Annotated in this window: 13 protein-coding genes; 9 read left to right on the top strand and 4 right to left on the bottom strand. The window is 39.0% G+C overall.

Annotated features, from left to right (window positions below; all coding sequences use genetic code 11):
- Positions 1-10 precede the first annotated feature (10 nt).
- From T7867_RS16780 to T7867_RS16770, 3 genes are all read right to left on the bottom strand, one after another.
- Positions 11-331, bottom strand: a complete 321-nt coding sequence (locus T7867_RS16780) for a DNA-directed RNA polymerase subunit omega (protein ID WP_068221794.1) — start codon at positions 329-331, stop codon at positions 11-13.
- A 1-nt stretch (position 332) separates the two neighbouring features.
- Positions 333-1,133, bottom strand: coding sequence for an outer membrane protein assembly factor BamD (locus T7867_RS16775; RefSeq protein ID WP_157717647.1), 801 nt, complete (start codon positions 1,131-1,133; stop codon positions 333-335).
- A gap of 142 nt (positions 1,134-1,275) precedes the next feature.
- Positions 1,276-2,769: an OstA-like protein gene (locus T7867_RS16770; RefSeq protein WP_068221796.1), complete on the bottom strand. Its 1,494-nt coding sequence runs from the start codon at positions 2,767-2,769 to the stop codon at positions 1,276-1,278.
- Between the two features lie 47 nt (positions 2,770-2,816).
- Between T7867_RS16770 and tilS the strand changes: the two genes are divergently transcribed.
- Both tilS and mdh read left to right on the top strand, forming a co-directional pair.
- Complete coding sequence (gene tilS, locus T7867_RS16765) at positions 2,817-4,142, top strand: tRNA lysidine(34) synthetase TilS (RefSeq protein ID WP_068221798.1); 1,326 nt, start codon at positions 2,817-2,819, stop codon at positions 4,140-4,142.
- Positions 4,143-4,241: 99 nt separating this feature from the next.
- The gene (gene mdh, locus T7867_RS16760; RefSeq protein WP_068221800.1) at positions 4,242-5,162 is read left to right on the top strand and encodes a malate dehydrogenase; all 921 of its coding nucleotides are present in this window, start codon (positions 4,242-4,244) and stop codon (positions 5,160-5,162) included.
- A gap of 77 nt (positions 5,163-5,239) precedes the next feature.
- Here mdh and T7867_RS16755 read toward each other — a convergent pair whose 3' ends face one another.
- Positions 5,240-5,791 (bottom strand): toxin-antitoxin system YwqK family antitoxin, encoded by a 552-nt coding sequence (locus tag T7867_RS16755; protein WP_068221802.1) that lies wholly within the window; start codon positions 5,789-5,791, stop codon positions 5,240-5,242.
- Positions 5,792-6,073: 282 nt separating this feature from the next.
- Between T7867_RS16755 and T7867_RS16750 the strand changes: the two genes are divergently transcribed.
- From T7867_RS16750 to T7867_RS16720, 7 genes are all read left to right on the top strand, one after another.
- Complete coding sequence (locus tag T7867_RS16750) at positions 6,074-8,683, top strand: hypothetical protein (protein ID WP_068221804.1); 2,610 nt, start codon at positions 6,074-6,076, stop codon at positions 8,681-8,683.
- Complete coding sequence (locus T7867_RS16745) at positions 8,673-10,289, top strand: mechanosensitive ion channel family protein (RefSeq protein WP_068221806.1); 1,617 nt, start codon at positions 8,673-8,675, stop codon at positions 10,287-10,289. The genes T7867_RS16750 and T7867_RS16745 overlap by 11 nt, the downstream gene beginning before the upstream one ends.
- Positions 10,290-10,294: 5 nt before the next feature.
- Positions 10,295-11,434 carry a trans-sulfuration enzyme family protein gene (locus T7867_RS16740; RefSeq protein WP_068221808.1) on the top strand — a complete coding sequence of 380 codons (1,140 nt, stop codon included), beginning with the start codon at positions 10,295-10,297 and terminating at the stop codon, positions 11,432-11,434.
- Between the two features lie 258 nt (positions 11,435-11,692).
- Entirely contained in the window at positions 11,693-12,061 is a 369-nt protein-coding gene (locus tag T7867_RS16735; RefSeq protein WP_068221810.1) for a hypothetical protein, read from the top strand.
- 173 nt (positions 12,062-12,234) lie between these two features.
- Positions 12,235-15,405, top strand: coding sequence for a VPS10 domain-containing protein (locus T7867_RS16730; protein WP_068224122.1), 3,171 nt, complete (start codon positions 12,235-12,237; stop codon positions 15,403-15,405).
- Positions 15,406-15,539: 134 nt separating this feature from the next.
- Positions 15,540-17,642, top strand: coding sequence for a sensor histidine kinase (locus T7867_RS16725; protein ID WP_068221812.1), 2,103 nt, complete (start codon positions 15,540-15,542; stop codon positions 17,640-17,642).
- Positions 17,642-18,367 (top strand): LytR/AlgR family response regulator transcription factor, encoded by a 726-nt coding sequence (locus T7867_RS16720; protein ID WP_068221813.1) that lies wholly within the window; start codon positions 17,642-17,644, stop codon positions 18,365-18,367. The genes T7867_RS16725 and T7867_RS16720 overlap by 1 nt, the downstream gene beginning before the upstream one ends.
- Positions 18,368-18,696 lie beyond the last annotated feature (329 nt).

Below are 18,696 nucleotides of genomic sequence, written 5' to 3'. Positions count from 1 at the left end.
AGGACCGTTGTTATTCTTCTGAAGCTGCTTCTGCTTCTTTGAATCTGTGGTAGATTTCTCCGTTAATAAATTCTTCGATTGCCATTGCTGTTGGCTTAGGCATTCTCTCATAGAATTTAGAAATCTCAATCTGCTCTCTGTTTTCGAAAATCTCTTCAAGATTATCTACAGTAGAAGCAAACTCTGCCAATTTTCCGTTGAGCTCTTCCTTCATAGTAGAGGCAATTTGCTTAGCTCTTTTAGAAATAATAGCTACCGACTCGTAGATGTTGCCAGTAGGCTCCGCGATCTTATCGGTATCTCTTGTAATAATTGATGGACTTGCTGCCATTTTAGTCTATTTTCAGTTTATTTAATTCTTCCTTCGATTGCTCGTAGTAATCCTGAGCTTTATTCATGTACTCACTCTGTGGGTACTTTTCCAAAAACTCCTCATAAAGATCTAAAGTTTTATCGAAACGCTCTTTCCTTTTGCTGGTAATACTGTTATCAGCAAGTTTAAAGCTAGTTTCTACACTTAAGAATAACAATTCCTCATTGTATTTGGAATCAGGATAATCTTCTTTGAACGCCTCGAAGCTAACCAAAGCTGCTTCTAAATATGTTCGGTAAGATAAACCTGTTGTAAGCCTGTAATATAATTTTGCCGTTTGATAAGCCTTAGTTTCAAAACGAATTTGCAGCTCATCAATAATTGCATTTGCCTCCTGGTAACGCTGAGATGCAGGGTAACGGTTCAAAAAGTTTTGCATAGCTAAAACAGCTTGTTCTGAGCTGCTTTGGTCTAGGTCTGGGCCCGGGGCATCTAGGTATAAAGAATAAGCCTCCATAAACTGAGCCTCTTCTGCCATTGGGCTTCTACCAAAAGTTTGATAAAACTCTTTGAATTGATACGCTGCTAGTTGATAAAAACCTTGATTGTACTCGCAGTATGCCCAGTAATATCTGATTTTCTCAGCTTGTTCTGCTCCTCTGAAGTACGGGTAGATGCGCTCAAATAGAAGTTTAGCCCTTTCGTACTTACCTCTTTCGTAAAGAGCAATAGCACCGCTGTACATTTCTTCATAGTCATTAGATCGCTCTAATTTCACAAAGTCTGAGGCACAGCTAGTGTATAAAGTAATTAATGCCACAAAAATTATTAAAAGAGGGGGCTTTTTCATCGGCCTGCAAAATTACCAGTTAAGTTAGACATTTCCAATTCAACGAAGGTAATGAGAAGGATTTTCATTTGGGGAGGGTTTCGTTGAACATTAACTTTTTTTAACCCGTGGCTTATTTATCCCAGCGCAGATTTCTTGCTACCTGCCGTAGAGTAGGCCGTATATCTTGGTGCCAAGTAAAGCCTCGCAGTCTTTTGTCCAGCTGAGCAATCTCAAACTCTGGCTTAACCTGGCCATCTACTTCCTTGTAAGTTCTTATTTCTGTTACTGAGTTTCGGTTGAAATATAACGCCATATTAGAGCACTTCATTTTATTCATAGACATAGCTCCAGTAGCTTCTTTAATGTAATAGATGCTTTCACCGTTGCCGTTCACATCTGTCTTTTTAATGAATCCATCGTCAAAGTATACCTGCATGTCTATGCCTCTTACTTGATTGTAATTCTTTGCACTATCTTGAGATATGACGAAGGAGTTTTGAGTGAGGTTCATTTTATAAATTTTGCTCTCACGTACTTCTATGTTTATTGAATCTGCTGTCATTTGGCTGTTTTCAGCCCATATAACCGGGTCAGTAAACATGTAGATAGTAGAATCTCGAAAGTTGTAGCTTACCGAGTCTGCTACACCTTGCATGTTAGATTTGAACATCTTTACATCGTGATAGGCTGTGAGAAATTTGTTCTCAGGATCGTTCTGGTTTGAATACAAAGTGTCTGCACTGATGAACAATGAATCTCCTTCAAGCATTTTCTTCATATAGGCCTGGTCATAAACTACAGCTTCTTTTATAAGCTTAGTGTAGCGCCCTCGGTTTCCATAGATAGTTAATGAATCAGGCTTTGAGGTCATTATGATATTCTGACTTGCTGTATATACTTTTCTTGCGTCATCGGCAACTATAGTGTCAGCTTCAATGTAAACATCCGCGTTAGCAATATTACCCTCATAAATTTCTGCATAGAGATCTTGCCGATTGTAAATGAGACCGTTGTTAGTGTTGAGGGTGTCAGACTCAATGGTAATACCTTCGGTTTTACCTTTTGTTTTTGCTAGAGAAGTGTTTGTATCATAATAAAGCGTATCCGTCTTGAGCCTGAACTCTGGGTTTATCATATCAACCTCACTAAAGAACTCTGCTTTTTTGGTAGGCGTAAAATAGTATCCCCAATCGCTTGTAAGCTCGTTAGATTCATCAACAAGCTTACCGCCACCAAAATAATGACCTACTTGAGTGTTTCTATCGTAGTCCAAGTTATCTGTGTAGAGCGTGACGCTATCATCTTTCATTACAACATTATTGCGAAGTCTCGCAACTCTCAGATTTCCATCATATTCCAAATAGTCACTCTGAATGTTGAGAGGATCTACATTGTCAATAATCCGAACATGACCATATGCCTTGGCCGAATTGGTTAGTTTGTTCAGGTAGGCAGAGTCACAAAAGATAGTCGTGTTGCCTTGTATCAGCACCACACTGTCTTTCATACGTTGCTCACTACCAGACCCAATGAGTTTCCCCGCTGTTTTAAGCGTTACTCTTGTCTGACTAAAGCTAAGTACAGATACAAAGAATAGAATAAGATAAAATGTAACTCTTCTCATTTTTTCGGAACGGCCGCAAAATTAGCGATTTGTGCTATTTTTGAGCCATGGTTGATCGCTTTTTGGAGTTTATCAAAAAACATGCCCTTATTGATGAAAAGGACGATTTGCTCCTTGCAGTGAGTGGTGGAGTAGATTCCATGGTGCTATTTAACCTTATTTCACAAACAAAGCATCGGTTTGCAGTGGCACACTGTAACTTTCAGCTAAGAGGTGAACAGGCAGATTTAGATGAGAAACTAGTGAAGGAAGCTTGTGAAGCCAACGGCATCAAGAATCATTCTGTCCGCTTTGAAACGAAAAAGTTTGCTTCAGAAAAGGGAATCTCTACTCAAATGGCGGCAAGAGAGCTTAGATTCGATTGGTTTAGGGAGTTATGCTCGAAGTTTGGTTACACTAAAATAGTGTTGGCCCACCATAGAGATGATTCGATAGAAACTTTCTTTTTGAATTTAAGCAGAGGGACCTCATTAAAGGGGCTTAGAGGTATTCAGGCAAGAAATGAAAATCTCATTAGACCTTTGTTGCTATTATCTAAAAAGGAGATTGTCGATTACGCTACAAGAAATGGGATCGCATGGAGAGAAGATGTCAGCAATGAAGAGACTTACTATAAGAGGAATCTAATTAGGCATGAGCTGCTTCCGGTTTTTAAGAAGTTGAATCCTGATTTTGAAAAGGTAATGTCCGAGAATTTGGAGAAGCTGGAATATAGATACCAAACTTCAGAAAGGCATTACGATGACTTAAGGGCTTCGCTAATTGAAGAGCAGAATAACCAAAGCAGAATTGTTAAGTCAGAGATATTAGAACAATGTGCTAGTGCTTATGACCTTTATGAAGTGTTGAGGCCTTTTAGTTTTAATTTCGACACAGCAGAGCAACTATATGAATCTCTAGATAAGGTTGGGGTACAGTTTAAATCTGACAGCCACTTTGCTTTGGTAGACAGAGAATATGTGTTTATAGAAGAGATATCTACTACTAGTTATGAGTCATTCGAGCTTCAGGAAGGTGAGGATGGTTTCATCTGTGCAGATAAGCACTATCATTTATCCGTTTTGGGTGTATCTGACTGGAAGTTAGATAGAAAACCTGAGCATGCTGCTTTAGATTTGGCTTTACTTCAATTCCCCTTAGAGATCAGGCCTTGGCAGGAAGGAGATACTTTTCAGCCTATAGGTATGAAGGGTAGAAAGTTGATTAGCGATTTGCTAATAGACCTAAAGGTGCCGCTATCAGATAAGCCCAAGGTTCATGTTCTATTGTCGAATGATGAAATAGCTTGGGTAATTGGCTTTAGAATTTCAGAAAAATTTAAGGTTTCAGAGAAAACAAAGAAGGTTTGGCAGGCGAAGCTGAAAAATAACTAACCTTCCATCAAAATATCATCAAACATTTGAGCGGTAATTTCATTTAGAATAATGGCGTATTAACTTTGCCGCATTAGTAATTAAAACCCTAAAGATCACATGAAAGTAACAGTAGTAGGTGCCGGAGCAGTAGGTGCCAGTTGTGCCGAATATATCGCTATTAAAGACTTTGCTTCAGAAGTAGTGCTAATAGACATTAAGGAAGGTTTTGCTGAAGGTAAAGCAATGGACTTAATGCAAACGGCTTCTTTGAATAGTTTCGATACCAAAATAACAGGTACTACTAATGATTACTCAAAAACTGCGAACAGCGATGTTGCAGTAATTACTTCTGGTATTCCTCGTAAGCCAGGTATGACTAGAGAAGAGTTGATTAGCACCAATGCAGGTATTGTTAAGTCTGTAGCTGAAAACCTAATCAAACACTCTCCAAATGTAATCATCATTGTGGTTTCTAACCCAATGGATACAATGACTTACTTGACTCATAAAGCGACTGGTTTACCTAAAAACAGAATTATTGGTATGGGTGGAGCTTTAGATTCTGCTCGTTTCAAATATAGATTGGCAGAAGCTCTAGAGGCTCCTATTTCTGATGTTGACGGAATGGTTATTGGTGGTCATAGCGATACTGGTATGATTCCTCTAACTCGTTTAGCTACAAGAAACTCTGTGCCAGTTTCTAAGTTCATTAGCGAAGACAGAATGGAAGAAGTGAAGCTAGAAACCAAAGTTGGTGGTGCAACATTGACTAAGCTATTGGGTACTTCTGCTTGGTATGCTCCTGGAGCTGCAGTTTCTGCTATGGTTCAGGCAATTGCTTTAGATTCTAAGAAAATGTTCCCTTGTTCTTGCTTGTTAGAAGGAGAGTACGGCCTTAACGATATTTGTATTGGTGTTCCAACAATTATCGGAGCTAATGGTGTAGAGTCTATTGTTGAAATAGAGTTGAATGATGCTGAAAAAGCCGAATTAACTAGCAGTGCCGATGCTGTTCGAAAGACTAACGGTCTGATCTAATTCAGATAAAGCATTATAATTAAAAAAAAGCCTTTTCAGCATACTGAAAAGGCTTTTTTATGGTCCTAGTTTTTCTTTTAGTTGTGCTGAAAGAGAAGTTTTCCATCCTTATCTACGATTTTGAATTTGCTCTGGTTCAAAATCGAGATTTCCTCAGAAGTGCATAGACTCTCATTCTTTTCTCCTAAGAAAATGAGAGTGGCCTCATCGTAAGACTTGAGTTTGTGGTTGTTAGGCTTGGCTATCTTTACTTCCGTTAAAAGCTCACCTTTGCCATAAGCATTTAGCCCTACTTTAAACTGAAGCTTAACATCTCCATCTTTAAAGTATTCAGTGAATTCACCAAAAAGTTTGTTGTAAGTGTAGTGTCTCTCACTTCTAATGTCACCATTGTCGTAGAACTCCACTGCTTTACCGTGTAGGCGTCCTTCAAGGGCTCCGTAGGTAAATTTTAGCTTTTCATTTTCATAATAGTCAATAATTTCTCCCGTAATAGGTCTGTCGGAATGACTATAGATTCCATTCAAAAAACTTACTTCAGAAATGTGCACTTTTTCAGCTGCTTTGTCTGCCGAAATAAATACTAGTAATAAGCTAAGAAAACTGAGTTTAATGATTACTCTCTTCATACATTTGGTATTTGAAAAATCAACAAAGGTTGATGATTATTCAAGTCAGGTGTTTGGTTAGTTAAATTTCAAGGTTCCTAATCAAGTTTACAATACAGCAAACTGTTGTGTGTATATTGATTAATTCACTTGAAAAGAGTCGCTGCAAAAATGTAGCCGATTCTTCAATTGCCAAAGAAAAATTATAACAGTTGTCATATTTGACTTAATAAAACGACAAGTTTTTAGTTTAAATGGTTGGTAAGTCAGTTTGACTAACCTTAAATAAAACTCATTATTGCATTGAAAGTCCGAATTTTTATAGTAATTACTGTCTTAATACTACTCTCTGGAGCTGCATATTGGTATTTTGAGTTAGAACGACCGAAATCGAAAATAGAACACATTCTTCCAGAAACTAGCTTGTTTGCAATTCATGGTACTAACCTCAAGCAGTCGCTTCAGGCTATAGAAGATTACGAATGGTTTAGTACAGCTAAATCTATTCCATTTGTCAAAACAGTGGTCGATTGGTCAGATAAAGTAGATTCTTTGGAGACCAGTGGTAAACTGAAATCTTCAGTTACTGAATTGCCTTTCTGGATTTCGTTTCACTCTACTGGCAGCTCAGATATAACTCCTCTGTATATTATAGAGGCCTCAGATTTTAAATGGAATTCTCAGAATATTGTAACCATTTTAAATACACTAACCGGAACCGATTATACTACCTCGAATCAGCTATTTAATGGCTTCAATCTACTGAATGTAAAAGGAGGTAATACACAATTAGTGATGCTTATTCAGGGTAGCTATTTGGTGATTTCTGAAGAAAATTTGCTTGTAGAAGATGTTGTAAGAGCATTGGAAAATGAGTCTAATAGGTTGGTTGATTCTCAGTACAAACCATTTGTTGATGGCGACTTGCAGCTCATTGTCAATACCAAAAGAATGAATGAGTTGCATCAAGTTTTCTTTTCTGAAGATCTAGATGGTTCTGAAAGTGTTGGGTCTGTGGCTTACTTAAACCTAAGTTTTGGAGCGGAGAGTATTAGCGCTCAGGGAACATCTGCCGGTGGAGAAGTGATTGCTAAAGAAGATGCTAGCTTATTTGGCAAAAACCTTATTCCTATAACTTCTACAGCCTTTAAGTGGATGCCCTTTAATGTGGGTATGACTGATTTGAAAGAGCTATTGCGTGGCGAAATGCTAGCGGTTTCGTTAGATATGAACTTTTCTGATGTGGCTGAGGTGCTCTTAATCAATACAGCAGATACGGTGTATTTAAGGAGAGAACTTGATAGGTTATCTGAATCTAAAACAAGTGTGCAAGATTCTACTGTCTATAGTGAGTCTTACCTGAATACCACATTAGGTTACATTCAACAAAGCGATTTTGTTGAGTTGCTTACCTCGGGCGAAAGGAAAATGGACGAGCCATATTACGCTATCTTTCAAAATGCTCTGATTTTAAGCGATAATTTGGATGCGCTGAAAACCATCATGAACGAGTTCGACAATGAATCTACCTGGGGTAAATCGGTCGAAAGAAGGAGGGTGTTAGATGACCTAGTACAAGAAACTGACCTTACTATTATTAAAGACTTAGATTACGGTTCTGAATCCATCTTCGATGGGTTGAAGCCAGTATGGAAAGAGTTTTTTAGTAAAAATCCTAGTCTCAAAACCTTACTTAAACGAGTGCAAATACAGCTCAACTCAAATAATGAATCTTATTTGGTAAGTTCAACCTTAGACTTTAATAAAGGCAAACTGATTGCTCCTATAGAAACAACTAATGGAGAGGATATTGCTGCAGAATTGGTGGTTAAGGCCAATGCATTTGCAGATACCACGCTTGTCACCAAACCATTTATTGTTCGCAACCATGTTAACTCTAGCCTTGAGGTTGTTTTTCAAGACTTGACTGGGGCTGTTTACCTAACCACTAGGCAAGGTGAAATTCTTTGGAAGACCGATGTAGGGCAAAGAATAAGGGGTGGTATTCATCAAATAGATTACTACAATAATAAAAAGCTGCAGTATTTATTCTTTACAGACTCTTTAGTTCATCTGATAGATAGAAATGGTGAAATGGTAGATGGTTTTCCCAAATCGTTCGAAAGTCCTATGATCATCAATGGTTCTGCTGTGGTAGATTATGACAATAGTAAGCGTTACAGATACCTAGCTAAGGATAGAAGAGGAAATATTAGCTTGTTCGATAAAGAGGTTAATCTATTGGAAGGCTGGAATCCAAAAGCAATGGAAAGCGAACTTCTACAGACTCCTTTTCATACGCGTGTAAGAGGAAGAGATGCTTTTGTAGTGGTAGAAAGAACAGGCGAGGTTTCTTTACTGAATAGGAGGGGAGAGTTTTACAGTGGTTTCCCAAAAACTTTCGATTTACGCTTTAAGGGAGATGTTACACTAGTTAAAGGACCCAACTTTGCAGGTACCAATATCGCTTTAATGGGAGAGGAAGGCATGTTGCTTCAAATTAACTTAGAGGGTAAAGTGGTTCAAGAGAAACAGCTTTTTCGCCCTACTACCAGAAGTATGTACTCTATGGTGAGCGATGTGTTGGAAACTGGATTCAGAATTATCAGAAACGATCAAAATAGAATAGCATTCTATGACATGTCTGGTGAGCAAGAGTTCGAAATAGACTTTGATAATTCTGGAGAATTGAATGTTGAGTTCTACAACTTTAGAAACGGTAAAGAGCTTTATGCGGTTAGAGATATTCAGCGCAATCAATTGTACCTTTTCAACAATAAGGGAGAGCAAATATGCCCTGTAATCCCTTCTTCAGAGCGAATAAGCATTCTATATTATCAGAATTTATCAGAGTACGAAGTGTTTGTTAACTTCGCCAATCAATTGAATATTTATGCTATCGATGCACAGTAGTATTAGACTCATTGCTTTTATAGGAGTATTTTTTCTGACCATCTCCTCTGCTTGGTCTCAGGCCGATTCATTGCCCGATAATTTTTCGAGCCCCTATGAAGTCATTTATAATCACCTGAACTATTTGCAAGATGAAAACCATCTTCCTGAACAAGCGGCCAAGTCGCTTTTCAAAGGAGAGAGGAGTCAGAAGCAGCTCAATAATTTAGCGGAAGAGCTTAAGCAGATTTTAGATGGCTCAGCCAACTTTATAGATTTAGATGAGGTCCCTAAATCGAGTGAGTACTATGATTCACTGTCGAGACGAAACCGTTATGTAATCACTACAGACTTTCCAGAACTATACGTTCAGAAGTATGGAAATAAGTGGCTCTACTCGGAGTATTCTGTAGATCAAATTGATAGAATACATAAAAAGGTGTTTCCATTTGGCACCGATAAGCTACTTAACATTCTACCCAATTTGGGTACCACTAAGTACTTAGGGCTTCACCTCTGGCAGTACTTAGGTATTCTTATTCTTATAACTCTTGGCTTTTTAATACACCTAATTTTCACGGTAGTACTTAGAAGAATACTTTTTTCACTTCTTCATAAGTATGGAAAGCTAGATATGGCTAATCAGTTTCTGAATCCTGTTGTAAAGCCATTCAGTTTAATGATCATTGCCTTACTGGCCAGCATTCTAATTCCTGTACTTCAATTACCAGCCTTTATTGCCACTGGTATTATTTTGTTAGTACATGCTTTGGTGCCGTTTTTCGCTACTTTCTTTTTCTATAGGCTGGTAGACATACTTGGGCATTATTTAAAGAAAATTGCCGATAGATCAGAAAATACGTTAGATGATCAATTGATGCCTTTGGTCACTAAGGTGCTGCATGTATTCGTCATTATTGTGGGTTTTGTGGCAATACTCAGGGGCTTCAAATTCGATATATGGCCAATACTTACAGGGCTTTCTATTGGTGGTTTGGCGTTTGCTTTAGCAGCTCAAGATACCCTCAAAAACTTCTTTGGTTCATTGATGATTTTCATTGATAGACCTTTTCAGATTGGTGATTGGGTAACTGCGGGTGATATTGATGGTACAGTAGAAGAAGTAGGCTTTCGTTCTACTAGGGTAAGAACATTTAGAGACTCAGTAATGTATGTACCTAATAGTATTATCTCCAATAGCATGGTAGATAATCACGGTAAGAGAAATTATAGGCGTTTTTACACCAAACTAGCCATCACATACGATACGCCAGCGAGACTCATTGAAGTGTTTGTGAAAGGGGTGGAAGAAATAGTACTAAAACACCCAGATACTCGAAAGGATTATTATAACATCTTCCTTAATGAGTATGGCGGAAGTGCTTTAGAAGTAATGCTCTACATTTTCTTTAAAGTGCCAGACTGGAACAATGAGTTAAGATGTAGACAAGAGATTATGCTAGAAATCAACAAGTTAGCTGAGCATCTTGGAGTAAGATTTGCCTTCCCAACTCAAACATTAATGATAGAGCAGATGCCTGGTCAGAAAAGCTTAACTCCTGAATATCAGCAGTCTAAATCTGAAATGGAAGACGAGCTTAAGGCATTTTTCGACAGTAAAAAGTAGTCCTTATGAAATTCGATACCAAAGCGGTGCATGCAGGAGTAGACCCAGACCCTTCTACAGGGGCCATCATGACTCCAATTTTTCAAACATCTACCTATGTTCAGCAGTCGCCAGGTAATAATAAAGGCTATGAATATGGAAGAGTTCAGAACCCAACAAAGTTTGCCCTACAAAACAGTATTGCGGCTTTAGAAAATGCGGCACATGGTTTGGTTTTTGGTTCAGGTCTTGCTGCGATAGATGCAGTTTTGAAGCTGCTTAAGCCTGGAGATGAGGTTATTACCTCTAATGATCTGTATGGTGGAACGTATAGAATCTTTACTCAGGTGTTTGAGAACTTTGGAATAAAGTTTCACTTCGTGGGAATGGGCAATGTGTCCAACATCGAGAACTACATAAATGATAATACACGGTTGGTTTGGTTAGAGACCCCAACTAACCCAATGATGAATATTGTTGATGTTAGAAAAGCCGCTACCATTACCAAAAAGCACAAGCTGATTTTAGCAGTAGACAACACTTTTGCCTCGCCTGCTCTGCAAAACCCAATAGATTTAGGAGCAGATATTGTAATGCATTCAGTGACTAAATACTTAGGAGGACATTCTGATGTTGTAATGGGGGCACTGGCCATGAATGACGAACCACTATATAAGCGATTGGCCTTTATCCAGAACTCATGTGGAGCCGTGGCTGGTCCTCAAGATTGCTTCTTGGTGTTGAGGGGAATTAAGACTCTCCACTTACGAATGCAAAGGCATTGCGAGAATGGCGAAAAAGTAGCTAGATATCTTTCTAATCACCCCAAGGTAGATAAAGTATATTGGCCAGGCTTTGAGTCTCATCCCAACCATTCGATTGCAAAAGCTCAGATGAAAGGCTTTGGAGGAATGATTTCTTTCACTTTTAATGAGGATGATATGCAGCAGTCTTTCAAGGTACTCGAAAGACTTAAAGTCTTTGCTGTTGCTGAGTCTTTAGGAGGAGTGGAGTCTCTGGCCAATCATCCGGCAACTATGACTCATGGTGCTGTTCCGAGAAAAGATAGAATGGAAATAGGCTTGTTAGACTCACTTATCCGTTTAAGTGTAGGGATAGAAGATGCTGAAGACCTTATAGCGGACCTAGAACAGGCTATTGGGTAGAAAATAATGCCAAATAAAATTGCTCATTTTGACCCCGGAAGTTCCGGGGTTTTTAGTGCGCAACATTTCATCCCCAATTTTATACTGCTTATCTTCAATTTCGACCAATCGAGAAAAATATTCTCTTTTTTTCTCTATCAGAATTAAACTTTTTCAGAACTTTGCCGTCTAATATGGTAGGGATAAGCAAATTATATTTGGTAACACTGAGGTAACATCGCCTAAACAAAAAAGAAAAATTCGAAACAACATTTGGTCATGAAGAAGCAATTTACAACACAGAGAAAATGGTCGGCAATAGTTGCCCTGACCTTAGCAGTAGTAGTCACATTTATGGCAGCTATTAAGTCTTTTGGAACCACTAATGCAGAAGAACTAATAGTGTATGACATTAAAGGTTCTTTAGAAAGAGCTTATGAAGAAGTAATAGAAGATAAGTACGAGTTTGAAGTAGTGGAGTCTAATATTGAGACTATCAAAATCTTCGATAAAAATGACAGACTTATTCTTTCTATAGTAAAAGAAATTGACGGTGCTATTGAAGATGAAAAAGCGCAAATCCTATTGAACAGAGCAGATTATCTGTCAAGTTTTGCCGGAACATCTATCTATAAAATCGAAGAATAGTTTAAAGTTAAGTTTAGTTGGTAGTTAAAACCACTCTGAAAAGGGTGGTTTTTTTTATGTCCGTTGGTGTAAAATTGATGAGTGCTTTTCTTTATATCTGCTCGTCTTCATAACTTTTAACGATTTACTCAACGAGTATTCATCATAATCTAACTATTAACTTAACTATGAAGATGACTAGAAATTCTCAAACCAAGTTATTGGTGATGGTCTTCGCAGTTTTGCTAATGTCTTTCAACGATGCTAATGCACAACGAAGAAATAGGCGTAATGCAGAACCAGCTCCAGACCCGAAAGCGGAAGTTTACAACACAATTGAATGGCGATCTATAGGCCCTTATAGGGGAGGAAGAGCCTCTACTGTGTCAGGTGTGCCTGGCAACCCTCAAGTATTTTATATGGGTGCAACTGGTGGCGGTGTATGGAAAACTGACAACGGTGGACAAACATGGAAGAACGTTTCCGATGGTTATTTCGGTGGTTCAATTGGAGCCGTAGCTGTGAGCCCATCTAACCCAGATGTAGTTTATGTAGGACAAGGAGAGCAAACCGTTAGAGGTAACGTTTCTTCTGGTTTCGAAGGTTTTTGGAAGTCTACCGATGGTGGTGAGTCTTGGACTAATATTGGTTTACAAGATGCCATGCATGTGGGTAGAATTGTGGTACACCCAACCAATCCTGACGTAGTATGGGCTGCGGTTATGGGCGACTTGTTTAAATCTTCCGCCACACGTGGTATTTATAAAACTACCGATGGCGGTAAAACTTGGAAGAAAACACTTTTTGCCAATGAAGATGCAGGTGCAGTAGATGTTTCTATAGACCCGAGCAATCCTAATTTTGTAATGGCCAGTACATGGAAAGTAAGGAGAACTCCTTACAGCCTTACTTCTGGTGGTGAAGGTTCTGGAATTTGGAGATCTAAAGATGGTGGAGAAACCTGGGAGAACTTAATGGACAAACAAGGAATGCCAGCTGGTCCTATAGGCATTAGTGGTGTTGCTATTTCTCCTGTAAACCCAGATGTAATTTACTCAATTATAGAAGCAAATAAAGGAGGTGTTTACAAGTCTACCGATGGTGGTGAAACTTGGAGAAACACTAACTCTTCTAGAGCACTGAGACAAAGAGCTTGGTATTACTCTAGAATATATGCCGATACTAAAGATGTAGATAAGGTATTTGTAATGAACGTGGCTTATCATGTATCAACTGATGGTGGTAGAACATTCAGAGCAAATGGTGCGCCTCATGGTGACCATCACGATTTATGGATTGCACCTGAGGATAACATGAGAATGGTAATTGCCGATGATGGTGGAGCTCAGGTTTCTTACGATGGTGGAGATAACTGGTCTACCATGATGAACCAGCCAACTGCTCAGTTCTACAGAGTAACTACAGATAATGCATTCCCATATAGAATTTATGGTGCACAGCAAGATAACTCAACAGTAAGAATTGCTCACAGAACCAGTGGTTTTGCCATTACTGAAAACGACTGGGAAGGCACTGCTGGTGGAGAGAGTGCTCACTTAGCACCTAAGCCAGATAATCCAGAAGTAGTTTACGGTGGTAGCTACGGTGGTTTATTAGTAATGAGAGATCATCAAAAAGGAATTAGCAGAAATGTTAACGCTTGGCCAGATAACCCAATGGGACATGGTGCAGAAGATTACAAGTATAGATTCCAGTGGAATTTCCCTATTTTCTTCTCTCCGCATAACCCAGACAAACTTTACACTACATCTAACCATGTTCATGTAACTACAAATGGTGGTCAGTCATGGGAGATCATTAGCCCAGACTTAACAAGAGCTGAGCCAGATAAACTCGGTAAGTCGGGTGGTCCGATTACGTATGATGATACTTCAGTTGAATACTATGCTACTGTTTTCGCTGCTACTGAGTCTCCTTATGAAGAAGGCTTAATTTGGGCTGGTTCAGATGACGGTTTGATTCACGTAACTAGAGATGGTGGTAAAAACTGGACAAACGTAACTTCTCCAGACATGCCTAAGTACTTGATGATTAACTCTATTGAGGCAGATCCATTTGTTAAAGGTGGTGCTTACATAGCTGGTACGCAGTATAAATTAGGAGATTATGAGCCTTACTTATACAAAACCAAAGATTATGGTAAAACTTGGACTAAGATAACTACTGGTATTCCAGATACATATTTCACTAGAGTAGTAAGAGCAGATCCGGAAAGAGAAGGCTTGCTTTATGCTGGAACTGAAAGAGGAATGTTCGTTTCTTTCGATGATGGCGCTTCTTGGAAGCCATTCCAAATGAATCTTCCTGTAGTGCCAATCACAGATTTGACCATTAAGGACAATAACCTTATTGCGGCAACTCAAGGTAGGTCTTTCTGGATGCTAGACGACCTTACATTGCTTCACCAATTGTCTGATGAAGTAGCGAACAAATCTGTGCATTTATTTAAGCCAATGGATGCTTATAGATTGATGGGCTCAGGCAGTAGCTTCAGACGTTTCGGTGGTGGCGGAGGTAATGACCTTAGCCTTAGATATGGTACGAATGCTCCAGCAGGACCAGTAATTTACTTCAATATGAAGGAAGCTCCTCCGGCAGATGAGAAAGTTTCTATCGAGATTCTAGATTCAGAAGGAAACTCTATCAAAACGTTCCCTCAACGCGACCTGAAAGCTGGTTTGAATTCTTTCAACTGGGATATGAGGTCTGAAGGTCCAGAAGGTTTCGAAGGTTTAATTATGTGGGCTGCTTCTGTTAGAGGTCCTGGTCCAATGTACCCAACTGGTGAGTATACTGCCAGACTTAAGGTAGGAGATGAAGTTCAAGAAACTACCTTCAACCTGATTAAGGATCCTCGTTACGGTTCTACCGATGCGGACATTAAAGCACAATTCGATTTCTTAACAACTGTAACAGCTAAAGTAACCGAGATGCACAGAGCTATTAAAGATATTCGCGAGGCAAGAAAGCAAATGAATGACTTAATGGCTAAAATCAAGGGTAAAGAGCAGTACAAAGATGTTGTAGAAGAGGGTAAAGAGCTAATGGCTAAAATGACTGAGGTAGAAGAAGCACTTTACCAAACCAAGAATGAGTCGGGTCAAGATCCGTTGAACTTCCCAATTCGCTTGAATAACAAACTAGCCGCATTGTTAGGTGTAGCTGGAAGCGGGGAGTGGAGACCTACTAAGCAGTCTGAAGATGTTAGAGTTGAACTAACAGAGCAAATTGATGCTGAATTGGCTAAGCTTAGAACCATCATGAATAATGATCTTCCTGCATTCAACAATCTAGTTAAAGAGAAATCTGTAGACTACATTGTTATCAAGAAGAGAGATAACTAAAACTATTGATAATCACATTTAAAAAGGGCGACTTGAAAAAGTTGCTCTTTTTTGTTCTAGCCCAATTTAATAGCTGTAGATTTTTAATAAATGAAATGTAAATTCAAAGATTGATTCAACCATACTACTAAAGCATGCACGTTACCCCGAAGGTGATTTTTAAGCCCTTCCTATTGTTGCTAACTCTTCTACCTCATTTTTTATTCTCACAAGAGGTAGACTCGCTTAAAGCTATCCTTGATTCCGATGTTCATGATACTTTGAAAATTCAAACCTATTTAGAATTAGGTAAGGCCTTTGAAAGAAATGATTTAGACTCAAGTTTAAGTTATTTGGATGAAGCACTGCAGATTTCGGAAAGGTTTTCTAGCGAGTTTCCGCAATTCAAAGGCTTTGTATTAAGGGCAAAAGCAGCAGCCTATTTAGCTAATGGAAGCAAAGAATGTTTTGAGTTCTACCTAGAAGCAATGGCCGTTTTTGAGTCTCTGGTATGGAATGAAGAACTGACACTGACACAGTATGAACTGGCAAAAGCTTATGATAGGGCATCACAATTTCATAATGCTATTGAGCATTATGAAGCAGTAATAAATAGAAATAAAAAAGACGGTACAGAGTTTAAGATGGCAGCTGCTTATAATAATGCTGGTTTAGTGTATTACTATTTAAGAGAGCTGGAAAAAGCTTCTGGAATTTTATTGGACGGAATTAGATATGTAAAAACAACACCTGATACTGTTAACCTAAGAGCTTTTTACATGAATTACGGTTTGGTACTGAAGGAGCAAAACAGATACGAATTGGCAAAGCAGTATATGAAAAATGCTCTATTGATCAATGAGGCAATTGGTATTAGAGGACAAGTAGCATTGGCCTATACCAATATTGGTCAGTTATTGATTAAACAAGATAGTCTTGATAGAGCCTTTGAATCGCTCACAAAAGGGTGGGAGATTTCAAAAGAAATTAACACTTCTGGTTGGCCAACTGCAGATTACTATAAAAATGTGTCTACGATTGAGTTTTATCGTGGTAACTACCAAAAGTCGCATGATTACATAGAGAAATCTGTGGCCAATGTGCCCGAAGGAACAGCCCCTCAGTCCAAAGGCGATGTTTATGGCAGTCTGGTGGAGAAAAAGCTGGTTTTGGCTGATTCTGTTTTTGTCGATAATCCAGCCAAGCAAAGGCAACTATGGAATGAGGCTTTGCCTTATGCCATAGAAGGATGGGAATTGGCCAAACAGTCAGAAGCAGGTAATGTACGATATCGGTTGGCCTTGGGGCAAGCAAACCTTTATGCTAAGTTGAAGGATTACAAAAAAGCCTTTGAGTTTGGTAAACTGGCCTTAGAGATATCCCAAGATATTAACGATCAGGCCAAAACAGATGCCATAGCGCGTATGTCTGCTGAGTTTGAAACAGAGCGCATTGAAGCGCAAAACAATTTACTTCAGGAAACCCAAAAACGACAAACAGCTCAGTTAAAGCAACAGCGATATCTCATTGCAGGTGCTCTGGTAGTATTGCTTTTGATAGTTGCTATTATGCTTATTATTCAACGCAATAGGCTAAAGCTTAAGAAGGCAAATGCTCAAGTAGAGAAGTCGTTGGAGCAAAAAGAACTATTATTAAAGGAGATTCACCATAGGGTAAAAAACAACTTGCAAGTAGTTTCCAGTTTGCTCGATTTACAGTCGAGGGGAATTGAAGATGAAAAGGCGCTGTCTACTTTTATGGAAGGCCAGAATAGAGTTAAGGCCATGGCGCTTATACATCAAAAGCTATATCAAAACGAGGATTTGGCTACTATCGATTTTGCTGAATATGCCGAGCAATTAATGGCTGAACTAGCATCTATCTACGCTGGCTCTGTAAATGTTAAAGCATCAGTTAACTCCACTCAGAAAGCTAATTTCGACATCGATACAGCCATACCATTAGGACTTATCTTGAATGAATTGATTTCAAACGCCTACAAATATGCCTTCCAAGAAGGAGAAGGAGTGTTAAGTATTTCGATTGAAGATTTGGGCAATGGAAAACATCAGTTGACAGTTAGTGACTCTGGCGTAGGTCTTCCGCAAGATTTCGATCTCACTAAAGCTAAGAGTTTGGGCCTAAGATTGGTTAGGAGACTATCCAAACAGCTTTATGGTTCGGCTGAATATTATTACGAGCAAGGCAGTAAATTTATCATTACTTTCACAGATACATTAGAGAGAAAAGCGGTTTAATGAGTCAGGTTAAAATCTTAGTTGTTGAAGACGAAATTGTCATTGCAGACAACATTTGTCTAATACTTGAAGACCTTGGTTATGAAGTTTTAGAACCAGCCATCAACTACGAGGAAGCCATTGAGACCATAGAGGCTGAAAAGCCCGACATCGCCATTCTGGATATTCAACTAGGAGGGAGGCGTGACGGTGTTGATCTGGCATGGACCATTAAAGAACAATACGATTTCCCTTTCATTTTCCTCACCTCTAATGCCGATGCAGGTACTATTGAACGGGTAAAGAAAGTGGCTCCCCCGGCATATCTGGTTAAGCCTTTCAAGAAAGACGACCTCTACACTTCCATTGAGTTAGCCCTTCATAAGTATGCCGAGCAGAAAAGTGAAGGAAAGGTGGATGAAGAACTGCTGATTAAGGATGCCATATTCATTAAGGAGAAAAACCTATTTCATAAGATCAAACTAGATGATATACGCTTCCTCAAAAGCGATCATGTATATGTAGAAGTGCACACAGTTAAGAATCAAAAACACCTGATCCGCGGTAGCTTAACCGATCTTTCTGAAAGACTGCCAAAAAACTTCTATCGAACCCACCGCAGTTTCACCATCAATGTAGATCATCTGGAAGCCATTAATTCGGCCTATGTGCTGATGAACAACGAGCAAATTCCTATTGGTAAAAACTATCGTGATGACCTCTTGAAGAAGATACGTGTAGAGTAATTCCCTTTACCGTCATTGCGAGGAAATGTTTTGACCTGAGTCAAACTTGGGACGTGGCAATCCGCCTTTTAAGAGCAGTATCTTACAGAGCTAACAACCTCACTGTATCCGTCATTGCGAGAAACAAGCTTCGCGCAGCAGAAGGTTGTGACGAAGCAATCTCCAAGATTTAAGGATGGGAAAGTATAAGAAGATTGCTTCGTTGCAAAACTCCACTTTGTTCATTTTGTGTCTCGCAAAGACGGTCTGAAATGGTAGTAGTAGTATAAATTTAAGTGCCCAAGATTCTCACTCCCAATACCCAAGACTAATGACCACTAACTAATCCA

This window comes from Roseivirga spongicola (assembly GCF_034376045.1).
Taxonomy (GTDB): Bacteria; Bacteroidota; Bacteroidia; order Cytophagales; family Cyclobacteriaceae; genus Roseivirga; species Roseivirga spongicola.
This window is presented reverse-complemented; position numbering and strand designations above follow the sequence as displayed.

Bases quoted from the DNA above. Each gene is read 5' to 3' on its own strand.
- T7867_RS16780 (WP_068221794.1), bottom strand. From the start codon at position 331: ATGGCAGCAAGTCCATCAATTATTACAAGAGATACCGATAAGATCGCG.
- T7867_RS16770 (WP_068221796.1), bottom strand. From the start codon at position 2,769: ATGAGAAGAGTTACATTTTATCTTATTCTATTCTTTGTATCTGTACTT.
- tilS (WP_068221798.1), top strand. From the start codon at position 2,817: ATGGTTGATCGCTTTTTGGAGTTTATCAAAAAACATGCCCTTATTGAT.
- mdh (WP_068221800.1), top strand. From the start codon at position 4,242: ATGAAAGTAACAGTAGTAGGTGCCGGAGCAGTAGGTGCCAGTTGTGCC.
- T7867_RS16755 (WP_068221802.1), bottom strand. From the start codon at position 5,791: ATGAAGAGAGTAATCATTAAACTCAGTTTTCTTAGCTTATTACTAGTA.
- T7867_RS16745 (WP_068221806.1), top strand. From the start codon at position 8,673: ATGCACAGTAGTATTAGACTCATTGCTTTTATAGGAGTATTTTTTCTG.
- T7867_RS16740 (WP_068221808.1), top strand. From the start codon at position 10,295: ATGAAATTCGATACCAAAGCGGTGCATGCAGGAGTAGACCCAGACCCT.
- T7867_RS16735 (WP_068221810.1), top strand. From the start codon at position 11,693: ATGAAGAAGCAATTTACAACACAGAGAAAATGGTCGGCAATAGTTGCC.
- T7867_RS16730 (WP_068224122.1), top strand. From the start codon at position 12,235: ATGACTAGAAATTCTCAAACCAAGTTATTGGTGATGGTCTTCGCAGTT.
- T7867_RS16725 (WP_068221812.1), top strand. From the start codon at position 15,540: ATGCACGTTACCCCGAAGGTGATTTTTAAGCCCTTCCTATTGTTGCTA.
- T7867_RS16720 (WP_068221813.1), top strand. From the start codon at position 17,642: ATGAGTCAGGTTAAAATCTTAGTTGTTGAAGACGAAATTGTCATTGCA.